This window comes from Streptomyces alboflavus (genome assembly GCF_000716675.1).
Taxonomy (GTDB): domain Bacteria; phylum Actinomycetota; class Actinomycetes; order Streptomycetales; family Streptomycetaceae; genus Streptomyces; species Streptomyces alboflavus.
The window spans coordinates 58526-77908 of the sequence record NZ_JNXT01000041.1 but is presented as its reverse complement, the minus strand read 5'-3'; the positions used below and the strand labels follow the sequence as shown (position 1 = coordinate 77908).

The window sequence follows — 19383 nt, the reverse complement described above, 5'->3', positions numbered from 1 at the left end:
GGGTGGTGCTGCGCCTGGACGGGGCGGTCGGGGCGGGCGGGGCGGGCGGGGGGGAGGTCGTGGGCGGCGGGGGCGGCGGGCGTTCCGGTGGTCGGCCCGGGGGGCGTGTCGGCCGACATGGCCAGGACCGTGCCGAGGGCCGTGTCGGCGGGCGTGGCCAGGACCGGGCCGCGCCGCCCGTCCTGCCCGACGCCGCCACGTGGGTCCTGCCCGACCTCGAACTGCTGCGCACCGGTGCCCTGGACGCCGACGGGCTGCACCCGCTCGTCGCCGCGGCGCTCGTACCGGACCGCCCGCCGCGCCCGCCGTCCCGCACCCCCGACCGGACGGGCGACCCGCGCGCAGTGGACTGCCGGGGCGCCCGGCACCGCATCGGACTCGTCGACGGTGTCCTCGCCGCGCTCGACCACGACCCGGCCGAGGTGCGGCGCGAGGAACTCCTCGTCGCCCTCGGCGGCCCCCCGCTGCCGTGCCTGCGCGCCATCGACGAGGCCCACCGCCGCCCCGATTGCCTCACCGGCGTCCGCGAACGCCTCGACCACGGCGACACCGCGGGCGCGCTCGCCGTCGTCGAGGGCCTCCTCGGCCCCGAGGCCGTCCTGCGCGCGGGCCCGCTGCGGGACGAGCTGGAGGCCGCGGCGGCGCGGCGGATCACGTACGGGCTGTTCCGGGCGGGGCTGTTGGGCGCGGGTGCGAGGGGTGGCGGTGGCCCCGGGGCGAGGGTTCGGCCCGGACGCGCCCGTGCCGCCCGCGTGCAGCCGCGCCGGACCACCGCGTACTGACGCGCCCTTCCCCCTCACCCTCTTCCCTCTCCTCCTCCCTTTTCCCTCTCCCCCTTTTCCCTTTCTCGCTTGCCGTCGGCCCCACGCGGCCGACCACCGACCTCAGAGGTGACCACACATGCCCACCTGCACGCCGTCCGTCCTGTCCACCCCGTCCGTCCTGCCGGAACAGCCCGCCGACACCGCTCCCGCCACCGACACGACCGCCCAACTCGACGTCGCCGCCGACCTCCTGACCCTCCTCCGCGACACCACCACCGAACCCCGCCCCGACATTCAGCTGGAGGCCCTGACGCTGGCGGTGGCCGCCGACCTTCCCGTGCTCCTGTGGGGAGAGCCGGGCATCGGCAAGACCGCCGCGCTGACCCAGCTCGCCGGGTCCCTGGGGCTCCCGTTGACCACGGTGATCGCCAGCGTGCACGAGCCGTCGGACTTCTCGGGGCTGCCCATCGTCGGGGACGACCCGGCGGAACAGGGCGTCCCGATGGCGCCGCCGGACTGGGCGGTGCGCCTCGTGAAGGCGGGCCGGGGCCTGCTGTTCCTCGACGAGCTGTCCACCGCGCCCCCGGCCGTGCAGGCCGCGCTGCTCCGGCTCGTCCTGGAGCGCCGCATCGGCACCCTTCAACTCCCGCCGGACGTACGGATCGTGGCCGCCGCCAACCCCCGCTCGTCGGCGGCCGACGGCTGGGAGCTGAGCCCGCCCCTGGCCAACCGGTTCGTCCACCTCCAGTGGACCCACGACCACGAGGTCGTCGTACGCGGACTCGGCGGGACCTGGCCCCGGGCGACCCTGCCCCGGCTCGACGCCGGGAAGCTGCCGGAGGCCGTGGAGTTCGCCCGGCGCGCGGTGTGCGAACTGCTTGCCGCGCGTCCCGCCCTCGTACACCGGCTGCCGAGCAACGAGACGCGCAGGGGCGGTCCTTGGCCCTCGCCACGGAGCTGGGAGATGACCCTGCGCCTGATCGCGTTCGCGACCGCGGCGGGCTCGTCGCGGGAGGTGCTCGCCCTGCTCGCCAGGGGCACGGTGGGGGACGGGCCCGGTCTCGAACTCCTCGCCGGGATCGACCGGATGGACCTCCCCGACCCCGAGCTGCTGCTCGCCGACCCGGCCGCCGCCGAGCTGCCCGAGCGCGGCGACCTGCGCCAGGCCGCCCTCGACGGTGTGGTGGCCGCGGTCCGCAACCGCCCGGACCGGGCCCGCTGGGACGCGGCCTGGGCGCTGCTCGTCCGGGCGATGGAGACGGGCGCGCCGGACCTCGTCGTCGTACCCGCGACCACGCTGGCGTCGCTGCGGCAGGAGGACTGGGACGTACCGGAGTCCATCGAGCGGCTGGCGGGAGCGGTGTCGCTGTCGCAGCGGGCGGACCGGGAGGGGACGCGGACGAAGGCGACGGCGAAGGCGGCGGCGCGGGCGGGGGCGGGCCGATGACGGCGGCCGCACCGAACGCGCCCGGCGTACCCCGCGCCTCCCACGCCTCCCGAGCCTCCCACGCCTCCCCGTCCCCCCTCTCCCTGGACCGGGAGAAGCTCTTCGCCGCCCGGCTGCACGCGGCGCGGGTGCGGCCGTACCTGGCGACGGCGCTGTTCGCCCTGCACACCGTCGAGTCGCGGGACGTGCCGACGATGGCGGTGGACCGGTACTGGCGGTGCTACGTCTCGCCGTACTTCGTGGCCCGGACGCCGGTCGCGGAGCTGGCCGGGGTGTGGGTGCACGAGGTGTCGCACCTGCTGCGGGACCACCACGGGCGCGGCGACCGGGTCGCGCGGGAGCGGGGCCTGACGGGTGCGGGCGACCGGCTGCGGATGAACATCGCGGCGGACTGCGAGATCAACGACGACGTGTACGGGGACGGGCTCGCGAGGCCCGAAGGGGCGGTGCGGCCTGAGACGCTTGACCTGCCGCCGGGGGAGCTGATGGAGGACTACCTGCGGCAGTTCCGGCTCGGGCCGCGCACGGCGGACCTGTCCTGGCTGGACTGCGGCAGCGGCGCCGACGGCAGGGAACGGGACTGGGACCTCGGCCCGGAGGGCGCCCACGGGCTGAGCGCGCAGGAGCGGGACGCCGTCCGGTTCCGGGTGGCGCAGGGGCTGAACGGCCGTCCGGGGAAGGCGCCGAAGGGGTGGAAGCGGTGGGCGGAAGAGGTGTTCCATCCGCCGCAGCCGTGGCGGGAGTTGCTGGGGGCGGCGGTGCGCTCGGCCGCGTCAGGGCCGGGTCTGGGCGAGGACTACACGTACGGGCGGCCCGCGCGGCGGTCGGCCGGGGTGCCGGGCGTGGTGCTGCCCAGCCTGCGGCGCAGGCCCCCGCGGGTCGCGGTGATCGTCGACACGTCGGGTTCGGTCAGCGACGCGGAGCTGGGCAGCGCGCTCCTGGAGGTGGCGGCGATCGCCCGTGCCGTGGGCGGCCGCCGCGACCTGGTCTCCGTGCTGCCCTGCGACGCGTCGGCGCGCGTCGTCCACCCGCTGTGCACGGGCGAGGGCATCCCGCTGATCGGCGGCGGGGGCACGGACCTGCGCACGGGCTTCGCGCGGGCCCTGCGCACCCGGCCGGCGCCGGACGTCGTCGTGGCGCTCACCGACGGTCAGACACCGTGGCCGAGTACGCAGCCGCCGTGCCGGACGGTGGTCGGCCTGTTCCCCCGCCACCGCCGCGACACCTCGACGCGGGACGAGAACGACCCCGACTACGTACCGGACACGCCACCTCAGTGGGCGCGGGTGGTGGAGATCGGATAGCGGGCGGCTACCCGAATAATCTCTCAGCTGCCGCCGAGTTTGATCGCCACGTCGGTGACATCCAGCGGGAATTGGCCGATGGCTGTCGCCTCGCCGGTGAAGACATTCACGCTGTAGAAGGACGGAGAGTCCGCACCGTACGGGGTGAGGGAGGCGAAGGCGATATTCGAGGTGGTCTTGCCGCCCGTCAGATAACTGAAGATGTCCAGACCGGAATCCGCGCCCGCGTCGAGGGTCAGGGATCCGGTCGGGGCCAGGGTGCCGTTGTTGGCGGGGGACTGGATGACGACCTGGTCGGTCGTGGTGTTGATGTCGAACAGGGTCGTCGCGGTGGCGCCGTTGAGATCGTTGTTGGTGTACGCGGCGGCGGTGACGCCCCGGGCGGGTGAGGGGCTCGGCGGGGTGGTGAGGATGCCGTCCTCCTCCGTGGTGCCGTTGCCGAGGTTGTGCCGCAGGTTCTGCGCGTTGTCGCTGATGACGCGGAGCCGGTCGGCGGCGGGGTTGAAGTCGACGCCGAACTTCGTTCCGTACAGGGCGATCTGGAGCTGGGACACCTTGGTGACCTCGACGTCCACGACCTCCGGCGGCGTCTTGATCGTGTAGATCCCGCCCTGGTCGCCGACGCCGTACATCAGCCCGTTCTGCACCCGGTAGTCGATGCCGATCAGCTTCGTGTCCCCCTTGAGCCCCTTGATGACCCGGACCCAGTCGAGGATGTCGGGCCGGTCGGTGGTGAACGTGGCCATGCGGGTGCCGCCGACGAGGATGCCGTAGGCGCGGAGGCTCGGGGTGGCGGCGGGAGCCTTGGCGGCGGCGGTGGCCCTGGTGCTCCCCGCCGGGTCGGGGGCCGAGCTGGCGCCCGGCGCGGCGACCAGGAGGGCGGCGCAGGCGGCCGACGCGGAGAGGGCGGCCACGACGCGCTTGCTGTTCCTCGACGTGCTTGTCCTCTTCATCGTCCTGGCTCTGAGATCACGTCTCATGATTTCCTCCCGAGTGAAGAAGGTCGGACGGGCGTGAATATGGCTCTGGTATTGCCGGAACCCCATTAAGCCCGCCGCGCAGGGGCCCGACAAGAAAAGAAGACGACATGCCGACCGTCGCCCCCCAACTTTGCGCACGATGACAAAAGCGCCCCGCCGGGACCCGCACAATTTCCCGCCCCATTCACGCGAAGTGACAAACCCCGTCCGGATCTGGCCTGTCGATCAATTCGACCGGAATGGCATGCTCCCGGCCATGGGCGACCTCTTCGCGGAGCTGGCCCGGCGCGCGTCGAGCAGCGCCCGCCGGGAGGTCGACGCGTACGCGCGCGAGATCCCGGAGTTCGGGATCCTGGACACGGACCCCCGGGCCAGGGCGGAGACCATGGAGTACGCCGTGTGGCTGCGCCGCCGCACCGGCGAACTCGCCCCGACCAGCGAGGAGTTGACGCCCTCCGACCTCACCGCCATCGCCGCGATGGGCGAGGCCCGAGCCGCCACGGGCCTGTCCCTGGAATCCCGCCGGCGCGTCCTGCGCCTGCACACCGCGCTGATGCTGCGCGAGGTCAACGAGGCGACGGACGCCCAGCGCGACGGCGGCGCCGACGAACTCGTGCGCCTCCTGGGCTGGTTCGCCGCCCAGGGCGAACGCGGCATCGAGGCCTACTGCCAGGGCTTCGTCTCCGCGCTGCGCCACCGGCTCCCGTACGTCGACCAGGTCGCGCTCCTCGTCAAGGCCCTCCTGTCCGGCGACCCGATGGCGGCCGAACTCGCCCGCGCCGTCGGCATGGACATACCCGCGTACTGCGCGGTGACGGTGATCCGGGTCCCGTCGCCCCGCACCCCGGGCGCGGAGCGGCACCGGGGCCCGGAGGGAGAGATCGAGTCGCTGATCAAGGAGCACCAGGTGCCCCTGATGTGGTCCCCGCCAACGGAGTCGACCCCAGGCGAACTCATAGCCCTGACCCCGCTGCCCCCCATGGCCCTCGCGCCCTCGACCACACCCGACCCCACCCAACCAAGAGAAGTACTGTCCCTCATACAGGACTTCGCTCAATCCCTCCCCACCCCCTGCGCGGCAGGCACCACCACAGCCGACCTCCCCGACCTGCCCGCGGCCCTCGATCGCGCGAGACGCATCAGCAGGGCGGCCCCCCTGCGAAGAGCACCCGCACACCCCCACACGACAGCCGACGTCTTCGTCGAACTCGCCGTGGCGGACGTCCCGTTCGTCGACGCCTGGCTCCACACCCTGGCCCACCGCCTGGCCCCCGGCCCCGACCTCCTCCTCACCCTCGACGCGTACTACACCCACGACATGAACCGCACGACCACGGCAACGGCCCTCAACGTCCACCCCCGCACCCTCGACTACCGCCTGCGCCGCGTACGCGAACTGACGGGCCTCGCACCGGGGTCGACGCGGGGGGTGCGGGTGCTCAGTTCGGTGGTGCGGCGGGGGTTGTCGGGGGCTTGGGGGCCGCGTTTCTGACGGACGGCTACAGGCTGTGCTCGCGCGGTACTACAGTTCCGGTGTGCAGTCAGTGTGTGCCACGTCACACGGGCTCGGTCGACGCATGGTCATGGGGTGGTGGCCGACGCGTGCCTGACGTGCGCTATTGGGGGTGGGGCATGTACGAGTTGAGCAAGGGCGCCAATGTGGGGCTCGCGAGCCTGAGCGAGAACGCCGACTCCGTGATCGTGAGTCTGGACTGGACGAGCCCGACGGGGGAGGGCGACGCGGACGTCTCCGTACTGCTCCTCGACGCCGACGGCAAGGTGCGCAGCGACGGGGACTTCTACTTCTACAACAATCCCGTGGCCGCAGACGGGAGCGTGCAGCTCCTGGGCAAGACACCCACGGGGAGCGGCAACAAGGACCGGATCAGCTTCGACCTGTCGGCGGTCCCGGAGGGCGTCGACCGGATCGTGGTCGCGGCGAGCCGGTACGGCGGGGCTCATTTCGGTGAACTGGACGGCCTGCGGCTCACGTTGGCGGACGGCTCCGGCGAGGGGCTGCTGCGGTTCGCGATCGAGGACGCGGGCGCGGTGAGCGCGTTCATCTTCGGCGAGGTCTACCGCCGGGGTGCGGAGTGGAAGTTCCGGGCCGTCGGGCAGGGCTACGACAGCGGGCTCGCCGGCCTCGCGACGGACTTCGGCGTCGACATCGACGACGACGAGGCCACCGAGGAGTCGCTGGAAGCCGCGGCACTGGACGGTGCGGCTGTGGACGTACCGGCCGAGGCGGCGGCGCCGGTCCGGGCTCCGGGCGCGGACCCGACCGGGCTTCCGGTCGAGGCCGTGGCCCCGGAGCCGACTCCGGCGGCCGACCGCGAACCCCCGCCCCCGCTGGCGGCGGTCCCGGCGCCGAGGCGCGCGGACGCGGACGCGCCGCCGAGGAAGGCCCCGGCACGTCCCCGTACCGCCAAGAAGAAGGTCACCCTGCCGAAGGCGGCCAAGAAGTCCCTGGCGGAGAACGAGACCTGGAAAGAGGCCAGGCTCTTCCCTCTCTCCGCGCTCAAGAGCGACCGTGACCGCGAAATGCGGGCCACGTCGGTGCTGTTGTCGGTGATGGCGCAGATCCCGGAGTTCGGCAGGAGGCTCACGGCCGGGTTCGGGGCGCCGGCGGGCCGCATGGAGACGTTCACCGAGGTCTCGCTGCCCAACGGCGACTTCCCTCGCCGGCCGGACGGCGTGATCCGCGTCGAGCGGGCCGGCAAGCTGTGGACGGTCCTGGTCGAGACGAAGACCAACGGGAACCCCCTCAAGGCCGAGCAGGTCCAGGCGTACATGGACATCGCCGCGCGTCGCGGCTACGAGGCCGTGATCACGCTGTCGAACGACGTCGCGCTCGAAGGCAGCCCACTGGTCGACGTCAGGATCGACGGGCGGCGCAAGCACAAGGTGGCGCTGTGGCACCTGTCCTGGGCCGAAGTGGCCCACCAGGCACAGATGTTGATCCGGCACGAGGGCGTGGGCAACATGGCGCACGCCTGGCTGCTCCAGGAACTGCTGCACTACCTCCAGCACGAGAACTCCGGCTGCCACGGCTTCCAGAACATGGGCTCGGCCTGGGTGCCGGTGCGCAACGGGATCGACGACGAGACCCTCTGCCAGGGCGACCCGCGCAGCCTGGAGGTGGTGGAGAGCTGGGAGCGGCTCATCCGCCAGGTCTGTCTCAGGCTCGGCGGCGAACTCGGCCAGAAGGTGCTGCCCGTACAGCGCTCCCGGCGCGGAGCGGACCCCGGCACCCGGCGCGCCCGCCTGGCGGACCAGCTCTGCGTCGAGGGACGGCTGCAGGCGGAGGTGCGCATCGAGGGCACACCGGGCGTCCTCGTCATCACCGCCGACCTGCGCACGGGCAAGCTCCGCACATCCATCGAGATCCCCGCCCCGGACCAGGGATACCCCCTGACCTGGGTCAAGCGGCTCGCCCGCCGCCTCGCCGAGGCCCCCGCCGACCTCCACATCGAAACCCTGGTGGAAGGCGGCACGGGAGGCCCGCGGGGCACGCTGGAACGGCTGCGCCCGGAACCCGCCGACCTCTTGCCCCGCAACGACGCCTCGATCACCGGCTTCCGCCTCTCCCTCTTCAAGGGCATGGGCAGCGGCCGCGGCAACGCCGAATCGGGCTTCATCCGCAGCGTCGACGACGCCGTCCACCGCTTCTACGCCACGGTGGTGACCCACCTGGACCGCCCGGCCCCGCGCCGGAGCCCGGCGGCGGAACGCGCGGCCGTGGGCTGAGGGCGCGGCCGAGGAGGCGGGCGCACGCGTGAGGGTGCCGACCCCGTGGTCGGCACCCTCACCTCTGTCCTGCTCCTGGCTCAGCCCAGCCGCAGAGCCTCCCGCACAGTCCTGAACAGGTCCGTCTGGTTCGTCACCCCGAGGACCCGGTACGCCTGCGGGCCCTGGGCCGCGATGCGGACCTGGGTGCCCGTGTGCTCCTGGGACTGGCCGGGGGTGTTCGTGGAGTAGTTGACCTTGAGCTGCTGGCCCTCGTTGGTGACGAGGGTGGAGGAGAGGCCGGGGGGCTGGGCCTCCAGGGGCACGATCTGGCTGGTGTGGGCGTGGTCGGCGGTGGTGACGACCAGGGTGTCCGGGTGCTTGGCGGCGTAGTCGCGGGCGACCTTCACGGCGCGGTCGAAGGCGGCCGTCTCGCCGATCTGGCCGCACGGGTCGGCCGCGTGGTCCTGCTTGTCGATCGAGGCGCCCTCGATCTGCAGGAAGAAGCCCTGCTTGTTCTTGCCGCTCTTCTGCTTGGCCTCGAGGAGCTTGATGGCCTTGCTCGCCTGGTCCTTCAGCTCGGGGGTGCCCGCCGGGCGGCCCGGGTTGGAGGTCGTGCAGCGCTGCGGCTCGGTGCCGCCCTTGGCCGCGCCCTTGCCGGTCCACTCCACGGGGACGTTGCCGGGCGCGAAGAGGCCGAGGACGGGCTTGCCGTTCTTGACCGACTTGACCTTCTTCAGGTCCCGTTCGTTGGTGACGACCTGGTAGCCCAGCTTCTTCGCCTGCTGCGTGACGGTGAGCCCCTTGTACCTGCCGTCGGTGACCTTCTGGTCGAACCGCTGCTTGCCGCCGCCGAGGAGCACGTCCACCTTGTGGTTGACGCTCTGCTCGGCGATCGAGCCCGGCCCGCCCTTGGCGATGGTGTCCTTCGGGCACTTGGCCATGTCGGCCGGGCCCTGGCAGCTGCGGTCGGTGGCGTGCGCGGCGAGCACGGCCGGGGTGGCGTCGGTGAGTTCGGCGGTGGTGACCGAGCCGGTCGCGTAGCCCTTCTTCTGGGCCAGCTCCAGGATCGTCGGTACGGCCTTGTCGGTGCCCGGCGTCTTCGAGATGCGCCCGTTGACCGTCTTCACGCCGGTGGCCCAGCCCGAGCCGCTCGCGGCGGAGTCGGTGACGTAGTCGGGCGAGCCGTCCTTGTGCACCGCGTACGTCGTGTACGCGCCCGTCAGCGGGAACTTGTCCATGTTCAGGCGGCCGTTCGCGCCCACCGTGTAGTCCCGGGCGAGAGTGATCTCCGAGTCGCCCATGCCGTCGCCGATGAGCAGGATGACGTTCTTCGCCTTCCCGCCCTTGATGGCCCGCTGGGCCTGGTCCTTGGTGTCGGACGCTCCCGCCGACGCGGTGAGGGTCACGGCCACCGCGGTGGCGGCGGCCACGGAACCGGCAGCTATCAGGCGACGACGGGACAGACGCGGTCCGGCCATGGAGAACTCCTCAAAACGTGCTTTGTCACGTGCTTGTACGGTGCAGCCACCTCACCAGCGCCACATGAACCGGACGGGACGTGCCGGTGCCTTCTCGATGACCTGAGGGCGACGCGACGCCGGTCCTCTGGGGGAGGCCGGGGGTTCTCTGGCCTCGGCGGATTCGGCATCACCTGTTGGTGTGGTGACGGATGGCGCCTGTCTGGGGCGCTTGCTGTTTGTCGTCACCGTCTTGACTGGTGACGCGGCGCGTGTGAAAGTCAGGCATCGGACCAGCCGGTGTACGTGGATTCGTGGACACACGGAGGAATGCGCATGATCAGCAGGCGTGGATTCAGCGAGGGGTTCGGGCTGGGTGCGGGGGCGACGGCCGCGTCGCTGGCGGGTGTGCGGGGCGCGTCCGCCGCGCCCCGAGGCGAGGTCGGCGCCCGCCCCGGCGGCGCGTCCGCGGCCACCCCCGGCACGACGTCCACCGCCACCCCGAGGGCCACGCCCACCTTCCCCCGCCTCAAGCGCATCGACGCCGGCCTGCTGCACGTCGCCTACGCCGAACTGGGCCCCGCCCACGGCCCCGTGGTCATCTGCCTGCACGGCTGGCCGTACGACATCCACAGCTATGTGGACGTCGCCCCGCTCCTCGCCGAGCAGGGCTACCGCGTGATCGTCCCGTACCTGCGCGGCCACGGCCCGACCCGCTTCCGCTCCGCCCGGACCTTCCGCAACGGCCAGCAGTCGGCCATCGCCACCGACATCGTCGCCCTCATGGACGCCCTGAAGATCGAGAAGGCCGTCCTCGCGGGCTTCGACTGGGGCTCCCGCACCGCCGACATCATCGCCGCGCTGTGGCCCGACCGCTGCAAGGCCCTCGTCTCGGTGAGCGGCTACCTCATCACCAACCTCGAGGCCAACCAGAAGCCCCTGGCCCCCGCCGCCGAACGCACCTGGTGGTACCAGTACTACTTCTCCACCGAGCGCGGCCGCCGCGCCATGGAGGACAAGGCCCTGCGCCACGACCTGACCAGGTTCGTCTGGGACACCGTCTCCCCGACGTGGGACTTCGACGACGCCACCTTCGAGCGCACCGCCGCGGCCTTCGACAACCCCGACTACGCGGCCGTGGTCATCCACAACTACCGCTGGCGCCTGGGCATCGCCGACGGCGAGCGCCGCTACGACGCCCTGGAGCGCCGACTCGCCACCCGCCCCGTCATCACGGTCCCCACCATCACCCTCGACCCCGAACGGGACCCCTTCACCGCGCCGGGAAACGGAGCCTCGTACCGCGACAGGTTCACGGGCGCGTACGACCACCGGACCCTGGCGGGGATCGGCCACAACCTCCCGCAGGAGGCCCCGGCGGCCTTCGCGCAGGCGGTCGTGGACGTCGACAGCTTCTGACGACGCGGACAACCTCTGACGACGGGGACAGCCTCTGGCGACGCCGACAACCTCTGACTACGCGGACAACTTCTGGCAGTGAGAACGGAGTTCGACCATGGAGAGCAACCAGAACGCGCAGCACACCCAGCACACCCAGCGCACCCAACCCACGCAGGCCGCCGAGCGCACCGCATCCGGCGCCACGGACGGCACCGAATCCGCCGCTCGCCGGGCCTCGTTCGGCCAACTCCCCGCCCACATCCGCTACGAGGACATGGTCGAGGAGCGGACGGCCACACCGCACCACCCGTCGCGGTACTCCTACGACCCCGAGGGATCGTGGCGCTCCTTCGCCTGCGTGGCCGCCGACCTGGGCCTCTGAGCCCACACCGGCGCCCGCCGGAAAGAGTGACGTGAACCTCGACCACGTCTTCGTCTGCGGCAACCCGGCCCTCGACTTCGCCGCGACCCTCCGCGCCCGGCGCTCCCTGCGCTTCGAGATGTTCGTGTCGCCGGAGCGGCTGACCGCGTGGTACGTGGAGTCGGGCGTCGTGGACGCGGTATCCCCAGGTCAGGAGGGTGACGTAGCGCAGGCGAAGGCGGTGCGGGAAGCCGTCTACCTGCTCGTCACGGCACGCCGCCTCGGCGAGGAGTACGACGGGACGGCGCTGACGGTGGTGAACAACGCGGCCCGCGAGCTGCCCGCCGTCCCGCAGCTCACCCCCGCGGGGCGCTGGACGCAGGCCACGCCGGGGGAGGCCCTGTCGACGGTGGCGCGGCACGCCGTGGAGCTGCTCGGCGGCCCGGACGTACCGCTGCTCAAGGAGTGCGGCAATCCCGAGTGCACGCGCACCTACGTGGATCGCTCGCGGGGCGCGCGGCGGCAGTGGTGCGGGATGGAGTCGTGCGGCAACAAGATCAAGGCGGCGGCGTACCGGGCCCGCAGGAGGAGCGGGCCCGCGGTGGCGCACTGACCGTCCGGCCCCGCCCGGCCGGAGCGCGCGCCATCGAGGCCCTAGGCCTCCCCCTCCCTCGGCCCCTCCCGGCCCCGGCTCGCCCTCAGATGCTCGATCCCGGTGTCGATGGCGGCCTTGAGGTGGGTCGAGTCGCCCGTGGACATGAGGATGGCGACGCCGCCCTGAAGCCCGGCGAGCAGCGCGGCGGCGGCCCGCTCGACGTCGAGGTCCGCCGAGACCAGCCCGCCTGCCTGGAGGGCGCGCATGCCGCGGGCGAGCTGTGCCTGCCACTGCCGCATCAGCTCGGTGACGATGGCCCGCGCACCCGGCCGGGCCCGCCCGACGTGCAGGAACAGCGCCCCGGACGGGCAGTGGTCCCCCTGCGTCTCGTACCGCTCGACCACGACGTCGCGCCACCGCTGCCAGGACTCCCACGAGTCCAGCTGCCCCAGATGCGGCTGCTGGTTCTCCAGGATCCGATCGGCCTCGAACTGGGCGACGGCGAGGAGCAGTTCGTCCTTCCCGTCGGGGAAGTAGTGGAAGAGCTGACTCTTGCTGGTTCCCGTTCGCCCACGGATGTCGTCGAGGGTGGTGAACCCGACGCCCTGCTCGCGCAGGACGAGGGCGGCGCCTTCGACGATGCGGGCGCGGGTGGCGCGCCCCTTGGCGGTGAACGCGTCAGCCATGGCCGCCACTCCCTGCTCCCGGCTCCCCAATTTCTGGACTTGCTGGTCCATTTTCCACGAAGCACAGTGGCCGGCACACCCCAGGAGACAGGGAGACCACGCCATGGCGGAACGACGGACGGAACGACGGACACCGGGGCAGAGGCAGGACCTGGACCGGCGCCTGCGGCTGACGCACAGGACGGCGCTGATCACGGGCTCGACGAGCAACATCGGCCAGGCGATCGCGGAGGCGTTCGCGGCGGAGGGCGCGCACGTGATCGTGTCCGGCCGCAACGCGGAACGCGGCGCCCAGGTGGTCGAGGGCATCCGGGCGTCCGGCGGCAGGGCGGACTTCGTGGCGGCGGACCTGGACGGCAGCGAGGCGGCGTCACGGGACCTGGCGGACCGGGCCCGGGCGACCCTGGGCGGCCGCATCGACATCCTGGTGAACAACGCGGGCGTATACCCGGCCCCCGCCACGACCGCCACGGACGAGAAGACCTTCGACCACGTCTACGGCGTGAACGTGAAGGCCCCCTTCTTCCTCACCGCGGCCGTGGCCCCGGCGATGACGGAGGCGGGCGGCGGCGTCATCATCAACCTCGGCTCCTGGGTGGCCCGCCTGAGCGTCCCGCTGGGCGCGCTCTACGCCTCCACGAAGGGCGCGATGGAGACCCTCACCCGAGCCTGGGCAGCGGAGTTCGGCCCCCGGGGAGTCCGCGTCAACGCGATCTCCCCCGGCGTGGTCCTCCCCCCGACCCCACCGGGCGCGACCCCCCACCCGGGCGAGGCGATGATGAACGGCACCCCGGCGGGCTCGGTCGGCTCCCCGTCCGCCATCGCCCACGCGGCGGTCTGGCTGGCGAGCGAGGAGGCGTCGTTCGTGCACGGGACGGTGGTGGATGTGGACGGGGGGAGGACGGGGGTGGCGGTGATCGCGGCGTAGGCCGTGGGGTTTCAGTCGTCCTGCGGAGTCTCCAGCTCCTGGAGTCGTTCACCGATGTCGTCGGCCCACGTCTGTGCCCACCGACGCAGCTCAGTGATCGCTTCTTCGCCGAGCCCGTAGGCGGCGAACTCCGGTCGTCGATCCAGTCGGCCCCGCCCAACCGTGACCGTGGGGCGGGCTCTGCGATCCGCGCACCCGGGCGCGGCAGCTGCCGCTGCCGCGCCGACGGGTGCCGTCCCCTTGGCCAGCCCTAGGCCGAGGCCGCCCCTTCCGCCCCTCCGTTCCTCCTGACGTGCAGCACCGCGCCGTCCAACGGCAACGGCGTCTGGCCCACCAGGGTGAGCCCGGCGTCGGCGAACAGTCCGCCGTAGTGGTCGGCGGTCCGTTCGCGGCCGCCGACGTTGCACATCATGTGGAGGTCCCACGCGGTCGCCAGGGAGTACGCCCCGTCGGCGGGCAGCACGCGTTCCACGACGAGCAGGTCGGCGTGGGCGGGCATCGCGCGGGCGCAGTGGCGCAGAATCTCGCGGCACTGCTCGTCGTCCCAGTCGTGCAGGACGCGGGACAGGACGTAGACGTCACCGCCCGCGGGTACGTCCGCGAAGTCCCCGGCGAGGAAGGCGCATCGCGGGCCGAGCTCCGCCAGCTGTCGGCGGGCGGCCTCGACGACGTGCGGGCGCTCCAGCAGGACCCCGTCCAGCCGGGGGTGCGCGGCGAGTACGCGGCCGAGCAACTCCCCGTTGCCACCCGCGACATCGACCACCGTGGCCCCGGCGGGCGCCCCGGCCGCGGCGGTGAGCACCGGATGCGTGGGGACCGGGTCGAACATGGCGGACCCGGCGGCCATGGACTGGTCGAAGAGTTCCGCGAGCCGGGGGTCGCGGGCGAAGTGGTCGAAGTGGTTCTCGCCGAAGTGCCGCTCGAAGGCGACCTGTCCCGTACGCACGGTGTGCCCGAGCCCGGCGAAGGACTGGTAGAACGGCCCGCCGTACATCAGCGCGAGCGCCCGCATCGACCCCCGCTCACCGGCCCGCAGCAGGGCGCCGACCGCGGTGAGCCGGAAGCCGTCGCGGCCCTCCGCCACGACGCCCAGCATGGCGAGATAGCGCAGCAGCGTCGCCAGGTTCCGTGGCCGCGCGCCGACCTTCCGCGCCAGCTCCTCGACGCCGATGCCTCGCCCGCCCTCCCCCTCGCTCTCCCCCGCCATGGCGTCGGGCACCCGCAGCTCGGTGAAGGCGGCAAGCGCCTGCGTCGTCCATGCCCCGGTCAGCAGGCGCAGGACCGTTTCGGCGGGCTGCCGTGCGCGAAACTCGTCGAGGTGCGCGGAGAGTACGTCGCGGTGGTCCCCGGGGACGTACAACTCCACGCGCCGATAACCGACCTTGGCCTCGGCGGCCGTGCCGAAGTAGAAGACCGTGCCGTTCTCGTGCGGGTTGTAGCCACCGCCGTCCGCGGTCGCCCCATAGCGCGCGAAGGTCGCACACAGGCCGCGCAGCACCAGCGGATCGGGCGTTACGACCTCGAAGGCCACGTGCGCCTCGTGCTGCCCCTCCCGCTCGGCCACGGCGACGGCGTCCAGGTCCGACCCCGGCGGCACGGTCAGCACGAACACCTCGACCGTCCGGCGCGCCCCGTCCACACCGACGACCGGGGGCCGCAGGATGCCGACGTCAAGGTCGCCCGCCCGCCGCTTGTGCCGTACGGCAAGTCGCTCGCGCACGACGACACTCGGCCCCGGCGGCAGCGTCGGGACGAGCCCGCAGGCGCCGAGCATGTTCCGCAACTCCGCCTCGTCCGCGGGGAAGACGAGCTGCGCGGCGTGTGAGAAGCGGCAGTGCTCGACGAGAGTCCGCAGCTCGGGCCCGTCGAGCCCGGGGAAGAGGAGGGGGAGCAGGGCGGCGGTGTCCTGCTCCTTGACGAAGTCGACGGTCGCGAGCAGGCGGGAGGTGTCGCCCGACAAGGTCGTGGTCACTGCGGGGTTCCTCGGTTTCGGGGTGGGGGTGAAAATTGGGGTGAAACGGGCAGGGAGAGGTAGAGCAGGGGCAGGGGCAGGGGCAGGGGCAGGGGCTGGGGCACGGGCGCAGGCGGGCGGAGGCACGCGGAGCGGAGAGCCGCAGCAGGCAGTCGGGGTACGCAGTCGCAGTACGCGGCCGCAGTTCGCAGCCGGGCGCCGAATCCCAGATCTCAGACGCCGACGTACTGCTCGGCGAACCAGTCCTGCTGGCTCCGCGACGTACGCAACGAACTGAGGCGGGCGCGCCGCAGGGAGTCGTGGAAGGCCGCCGAGCCGCCCGCTTCACCGGACGACGGACGGTGCAACAGCCGGATCATCCAGTGGGAGAACTCCTGCGCACGCCAGATGTGGGCCAGGCAGCGCGTGGAGTAGGCGTCGAGCCCCTTGGAGTCGCCGTGGACGAGGTCGTCGACGAGGGCATCGGCGAGGATCTCCGCCTCCAGGACGGCGAGGTTGGCGCCCTTGGCGGCAGACGGGCTGACGAGTGCGGCGGCGTCGCCGACGAGGAACAGCGAACCGTGGCGCAGCGGTTCGAGTACGTCGGACTCGAGATCGACGACGGCGCGCTGGAGGAGCCGCCCCCGGTGAAGCGGGCCGTACTTGTCCGCCCACATGCGCAGTTCCAACTCCTCCCAGACCCGCTCCTCGGACCAGGCACCAGCTGGCGTACCGCGCTCGCACTGCACGTAGTACCGGGTGACCTCACTGGTCCGCGCCATGTGCCCGGCGAACCCCCGCTCGTGCACGGCGTACCCGACGGCGTCCAGGCTGGGCGGCGCCTCGGCGAGCAGCCCGAGCCAGCTCACGCCGTGGTCGAGGTGGTGGCGGCGCACGGACCCGACCGGCAGCGAACGCCGGGCCGCCCCGTGCCGCCCGTCGCACCCGGCGACGTACCGTGCGTGCCACCGCCTGGGCCGCCCGTCCGCGTCGCGCACGGTGACGGAGGGCTGCCCGGTGTCGGCGTCGAGGACGGCGACGGCCTCGACGCCGAAGTCGACGCGCCCGCCGAGCCCCAGAAAGCGCGCCAACAGATCGCTGACCAGCTCCTGTTGGGGATAAACGGTGTGCCGCTCCCCACGCCCGAGCCCGCCGTAGTCCAGCCGGAACCGCCCGTCCGCACTCCGGAACTCACACGTGCTGTGGCCCCGCCCCCGCAGCCGCAGCCCCTCATCCAGCCCGTGCCGCTCCAGAATCCGCACGGTGTTGGCGGCCAGAAACCCGGCCCGCGCCCGCGCCTGCACCTGCGCGCGCCCGGCCCGCTCCAGGACGACACAGTCGATCCCACGAGCCTGAAGAAGATTCCCCACCACGAGCCCGGCCGGTCCGGCGCCGAGGACGACCACATCGGCTGGACACCGGTTCTGCCTATCTGTCACGAAACGTGATCGTAGGTGCCGAGAAAGTGAAGTACGTGAAGAAATCACCCTAAGGAGAGGAGTTGTAGCAGTGAGGTGGGGCGTGCGGGTTGGCGCATGCGCTGACGTGAGGGGGTGGGCGCGGGCTCGGCTGCTGCCGTGGGGTCGGCGGCGAGGGTCGGTGGGCCTGAGGCGGCGGGAGGTGGGTGACTGCCGATCACCGGTGTTCCTCTGGGTCCGGCGCCCGCCGAAGCCACCACCTCAGCAGGCGGACAAGGCGCAGCTCGCCCTCACCCGCCACCCCTCGACCCACCAACCACCCCCTTCACAGCCTCAAGCGCAAGCCCCCACGGATACCCCTTCGGCTCCCCCGACCCAGCCGGATTAGGGGTGAACCCACCTTCCCCGTACAGCACCACCACCCCCTGCTCGCGCAGCTCCGCCACACTCCGGTCGAACTGGCGATGCCGGACATACGCAGCGTTCACGCAAGGCACCGTCACCGTGGGGATGTTCTTGCCGATGGCCTCGGCGGCGACGCCCACCACGAAGGACGATGTGAGGCCCAGGGCCCATGAGTTGAGGGAGTTGAACGTCGCCGGGGCGAAGAGGATCGCGTCCGCAGGGGGCCAGACATCGGGCCGACCGGGGAGTTTGTACTCACTCCGGACGGGGTGCCCGGTCAGGGCCTCCAATCCGTCGAGGCCGTCGTCAAGGCCGTCCGCGACCCAGCGCGCCGCGGTCGGCGTGAGGCCGACGCACACGTTCCAGCCGTCGTCGCCCTGCGCCATCTCGATGACCCGCCCGAGATCGAATACCGGCGGCGCGGCCGAGGCGAACAGGTACAGGGTCCGTGAGCTCGAGGTCATGCGCCTCATCCCACCGCGGGTGCCGGCGTCGGACAACTACTCCCGAAGCAGGTGGATGAGAGGCGATCCGGGGTCCGGCGGCGCCCAGCGACAGGTGAGGCAGGGGCGGGCGCTGACCTGGCCGAAGGGCCGACATGCGCATGCGCGGTACCTGACCGCATTCAATGTGATCCCCGCCGCACCCCGCCCGAACTGGTGCGCCCGTGGTGTACGTCGGCCTCAGTCCAGTCAGGACGAATTGATCAAGTCGGCCAGCTCGACGTCGGTGGCCTCCGGCCGAAGCCGAACGTCGAAGGTGTAACCCTGATCGCACAACACGACGTCGACATCCGCTGGCGCTAGTCGGCGGAACGCGATCGCCAACCAGGCAGCGTCCTCCTGCAGGACATCCAGGTACAGGCAAGTGCCGTCCTCGTGCAGATACGCCTCGCCCGGACCGCTCTCCGTCTCGAAGGACCAGCAACAGCTCCGCACCTCACCGCGGTGCGTCGAGTCGACCTCGACGCCCGCCCATCGAGCCTGAATGGCCGTGGTCAGCGCGTCTCGATCGACCTGCCATTCACCATGCTCGCCGTCAGTCATCACCAGAAAGGGGGCCATGGCGGATGTCTACCACCCGCCGCCCACCCCCAACTGGAGCCGAGTGCGGCGCATCGCCGTCCCGACTGACAGGCGGGGCAGGGCACCCCTGATGGCCGTGGCCGACTGGCCGGCTGTTCCGCGCACGCGCCGTCGTCGAAGGCTTCCCCGTGAGAAGGCCCCCACGAACCTGCGTGGTAGCGTCCGTATACAAGCTGTATGCGACAACTGGGAGTTGCGGTGACGTCCGGTCGGGACAAGGCGTACGCGTATCTCAAGGACACGGTGCTGACGGATCCCGAGATGCAGGGCACCTTCCTGTCGGAGCAGGAGCTCGCGGACCGTATCGGTGTCTCCCGTACGCCCGTCAGGGAAGCGTTGCTGCAGCTCGCGGCCGAGGACCTGGTCGAGCTTGTGCCCAAGCGGGGCGCCCGGGTGTCCCCGCTGACGGGCCGGGAGATCCGCGAGCTCATGGAGCTGCGGGGCATCGTCGAGCGATACGCCGCCGAGCAGCTCGTCGCCGGGGGAGCGGCATCGGTGGCGGAGCTGCGATCCCTGCTGGCACGGCAGCGCGAGCTCACCGGCGCCGACCAGGCGCGGGAGTTCATCGACGTGGACCACCGCTTCCACGCGGCCCTGGTGTCCGCCGTCGGCAACGCCCTCCTCGACCGGCACTACGACGGCCTGCGCAGCCGCCAGGTCCGTGCCGGAGTGGTCGCTCTCTTCAACCAGCAGGGCCGTCAGGAAGCGGTCCTTGAGGAACACGCGGCCATCCTGGACGCGCTGGCGGCCGGTGACGCGCGGGCCGCGTGTGCCGCCATCGACCACCATCTGGAGTCGACGCTCAAGGTGCTGCTGGAGGGCTAGGCGGGATCGGCCTCGGTACGGGACGGACAGGACGGACGGGGCGGACG

Annotated in this window: 16 protein-coding genes and 1 pseudogene; 10 read left to right on the top strand and 7 right to left on the bottom strand. The window is 72.2% G+C overall.

Annotated elements, in window-relative coordinates; all coding sequences use genetic code 11:
* The 3 genes and pseudogenes from OO63_RS27885 to OO63_RS27875 all read left to right on the top strand — a co-directional run.
* Positions 1-782 (top strand): annotated as a pseudogene (locus OO63_RS27885) (hypothetical protein); the annotation flags it as partial.
* A 118-nt stretch (positions 783-900) separates the two neighbouring features.
* Positions 901-2211, top strand: coding sequence for an AAA family ATPase (locus tag OO63_RS27880; protein ID WP_030362118.1), 1311 nt, complete (start codon positions 901-903; stop codon positions 2209-2211).
* Complete coding sequence (locus OO63_RS27875) at positions 2208-3515, top strand: vWA domain-containing protein (RefSeq protein WP_078619396.1); 1308 nt, start codon at positions 2208-2210, stop codon at positions 3513-3515. Before OO63_RS27880 ends, OO63_RS27875 begins: the two co-directional genes overlap by 4 nt.
* Positions 3516-3538: 23 nt before the next feature.
* Here OO63_RS27875 and OO63_RS27870 read toward each other — a convergent pair whose 3' ends face one another.
* Entirely contained in the window at positions 3539-4468 is a 930-nt protein-coding gene (locus tag OO63_RS27870; protein WP_051811259.1) for a DUF4394 domain-containing protein, read from the bottom strand.
* 283 nt (positions 4469-4751) lie between these two features.
* Here OO63_RS27870 and OO63_RS27865 point away from each other — a divergent pair, with 283 nt between their 5' ends.
* Both OO63_RS27865 and OO63_RS27860 read left to right on the top strand, forming a co-directional pair.
* Entirely contained in the window at positions 4752-5987 is a 1236-nt protein-coding gene (locus OO63_RS27865) for a PucR family transcriptional regulator (RefSeq protein WP_106983486.1), read from the top strand.
* Between the two features lie 140 nt (positions 5988-6127).
* Positions 6128-8242 carry a TerD family protein gene (locus OO63_RS27860; protein WP_030362114.1) on the top strand — a complete coding sequence of 705 codons (2115 nt, stop codon included), beginning with the start codon at positions 6128-6130 and terminating at the stop codon, positions 8240-8242.
* An 80-nt stretch (positions 8243-8322) separates the two neighbouring features.
* Here the strand turns inward: OO63_RS27860 and phoA are convergent, their stop codons facing one another.
* Entirely contained in the window at positions 8323-9702 is a 1380-nt protein-coding gene (phoA, locus tag OO63_RS27855) for an alkaline phosphatase (protein ID WP_030362113.1), read from the bottom strand.
* A 315-nt stretch (positions 9703-10017) separates the two neighbouring features.
* On the opposite strand from phoA, the gene OO63_RS27850 reads away from it, so the two are divergent.
* The 3 genes from OO63_RS27850 to OO63_RS27840 all read left to right on the top strand — a co-directional run bounded on the left by OO63_RS27850 (position 10018) and on the right by OO63_RS27840 (position 12056).
* Entirely contained in the window at positions 10018-11100 is a 1083-nt protein-coding gene (locus OO63_RS27850; protein WP_030362112.1) for an alpha/beta fold hydrolase, read from the top strand.
* A 97-nt stretch (positions 11101-11197) separates the two neighbouring features.
* On the top strand, positions 11198-11464 hold the full coding sequence (locus OO63_RS27845; protein WP_033264521.1) for a hypothetical protein: 267 nt from the start codon (positions 11198-11200) through the stop codon (positions 11462-11464).
* A 31-nt stretch (positions 11465-11495) separates the two neighbouring features.
* Positions 11496-12056 (top strand): CGNR zinc finger domain-containing protein, encoded by a 561-nt coding sequence (locus OO63_RS27840; protein WP_030362110.1) that lies wholly within the window; start codon positions 11496-11498, stop codon positions 12054-12056.
* Positions 12057-12097: 41 nt separating this feature from the next.
* Here OO63_RS27840 and OO63_RS27835 read toward each other — a convergent pair whose 3' ends face one another.
* Positions 12098-12724, bottom strand: a complete 627-nt coding sequence (locus OO63_RS27835) for a TetR/AcrR family transcriptional regulator (protein ID WP_030362109.1) — start codon at positions 12722-12724, stop codon at positions 12098-12100.
* Positions 12725-12827: 103 nt separating this feature from the next.
* On the opposite strand from OO63_RS27835, the gene OO63_RS27830 reads away from it, so the two are divergent.
* Entirely contained in the window at positions 12828-13652 is an 825-nt protein-coding gene (locus tag OO63_RS27830; RefSeq protein ID WP_078619395.1) for an SDR family NAD(P)-dependent oxidoreductase, read from the top strand.
* Between the two features lie 250 nt (positions 13653-13902).
* On the opposite strand, the gene OO63_RS27825 is transcribed toward OO63_RS27830, so the two are convergent.
* From OO63_RS27825 to OO63_RS27810, 4 genes are all read right to left on the bottom strand, one after another.
* Positions 13903-15624, bottom strand: coding sequence for a methyltransferase (locus tag OO63_RS27825; RefSeq protein ID WP_030362107.1), 1722 nt, complete (start codon positions 15622-15624; stop codon positions 13903-13905).
* Positions 15625-15836: 212 nt separating this feature from the next.
* The gene (locus OO63_RS27820) at positions 15837-17042 is read right to left on the bottom strand and encodes a 4-hydroxybenzoate 3-monooxygenase (RefSeq protein WP_234311374.1); all 1206 of its coding nucleotides are present in this window, start codon (positions 17040-17042) and stop codon (positions 15837-15839) included.
* Between the two features lie 269 nt (positions 17043-17311).
* Positions 17312-17890, bottom strand: a complete 579-nt coding sequence (locus tag OO63_RS27815) for a CoaC/EpiD family decarboxylase (protein ID WP_033264520.1) — start codon at positions 17888-17890, stop codon at positions 17312-17314.
* A gap of 228 nt (positions 17891-18118) precedes the next feature.
* Positions 18119-18490: a hypothetical protein gene (locus OO63_RS27810; protein WP_030362104.1), complete on the bottom strand. Its 372-nt coding sequence runs from the start codon at positions 18488-18490 to the stop codon at positions 18119-18121.
* Positions 18491-18709: 219 nt separating this feature from the next.
* On the opposite strand from OO63_RS27810, the gene OO63_RS27805 reads away from it, so the two are divergent.
* Positions 18710-19336, top strand: a complete 627-nt coding sequence (locus tag OO63_RS27805; protein WP_030362103.1) for a GntR family transcriptional regulator — start codon at positions 18710-18712, stop codon at positions 19334-19336.
* Positions 19337-19383: the final 47 nt, after the last annotated feature.

Excerpts from the sequence above, each read along its gene's own strand:
- OO63_RS27880 (WP_030362118.1), top strand. The coding sequence starts at position 901 with ATGCCCACCTGCACGCCGTCCGTCCTGTCCACCCCGTCCGTCCTGCCG.
- OO63_RS27875 (WP_078619396.1), top strand. The coding sequence starts at position 2,208 with ATGACGGCGGCCGCACCGAACGCGCCCGGCGTACCCCGCGCCTCCCAC.
- OO63_RS27870 (WP_051811259.1), bottom strand. The coding sequence starts at position 4,468 with ATGAAGAGGACAAGCACGTCGAGGAACAGCAAGCGCGTCGTGGCCGCC.
- OO63_RS27865 (WP_106983486.1), top strand. The coding sequence starts at position 4,752 with ATGGGCGACCTCTTCGCGGAGCTGGCCCGGCGCGCGTCGAGCAGCGCC.
- OO63_RS27860 (WP_030362114.1), top strand. The coding sequence starts at position 6,128 with ATGTACGAGTTGAGCAAGGGCGCCAATGTGGGGCTCGCGAGCCTGAGC.
- phoA (WP_030362113.1), bottom strand. The coding sequence starts at position 9,702 with ATGGCCGGACCGCGTCTGTCCCGTCGTCGCCTGATAGCTGCCGGTTCC.
- OO63_RS27850 (WP_030362112.1), top strand. The coding sequence starts at position 10,018 with ATGATCAGCAGGCGTGGATTCAGCGAGGGGTTCGGGCTGGGTGCGGGG.
- OO63_RS27845 (WP_033264521.1), top strand. The coding sequence starts at position 11,198 with ATGGAGAGCAACCAGAACGCGCAGCACACCCAGCACACCCAGCGCACC.
- OO63_RS27835 (WP_030362109.1), bottom strand. The coding sequence starts at position 12,724 with ATGGCTGACGCGTTCACCGCCAAGGGGCGCGCCACCCGCGCCCGCATC.
- OO63_RS27830 (WP_078619395.1), top strand. The coding sequence starts at position 12,828 with ATGGCGGAACGACGGACGGAACGACGGACACCGGGGCAGAGGCAGGAC.
- OO63_RS27815 (WP_033264520.1), bottom strand. The coding sequence starts at position 17,890 with ATGACCTCGAGCTCACGGACCCTGTACCTGTTCGCCTCGGCCGCGCCG.
- OO63_RS27810 (WP_030362104.1), bottom strand. The coding sequence starts at position 18,490 with ATGGCCCCCTTTCTGGTGATGACTGACGGCGAGCATGGTGAATGGCAG.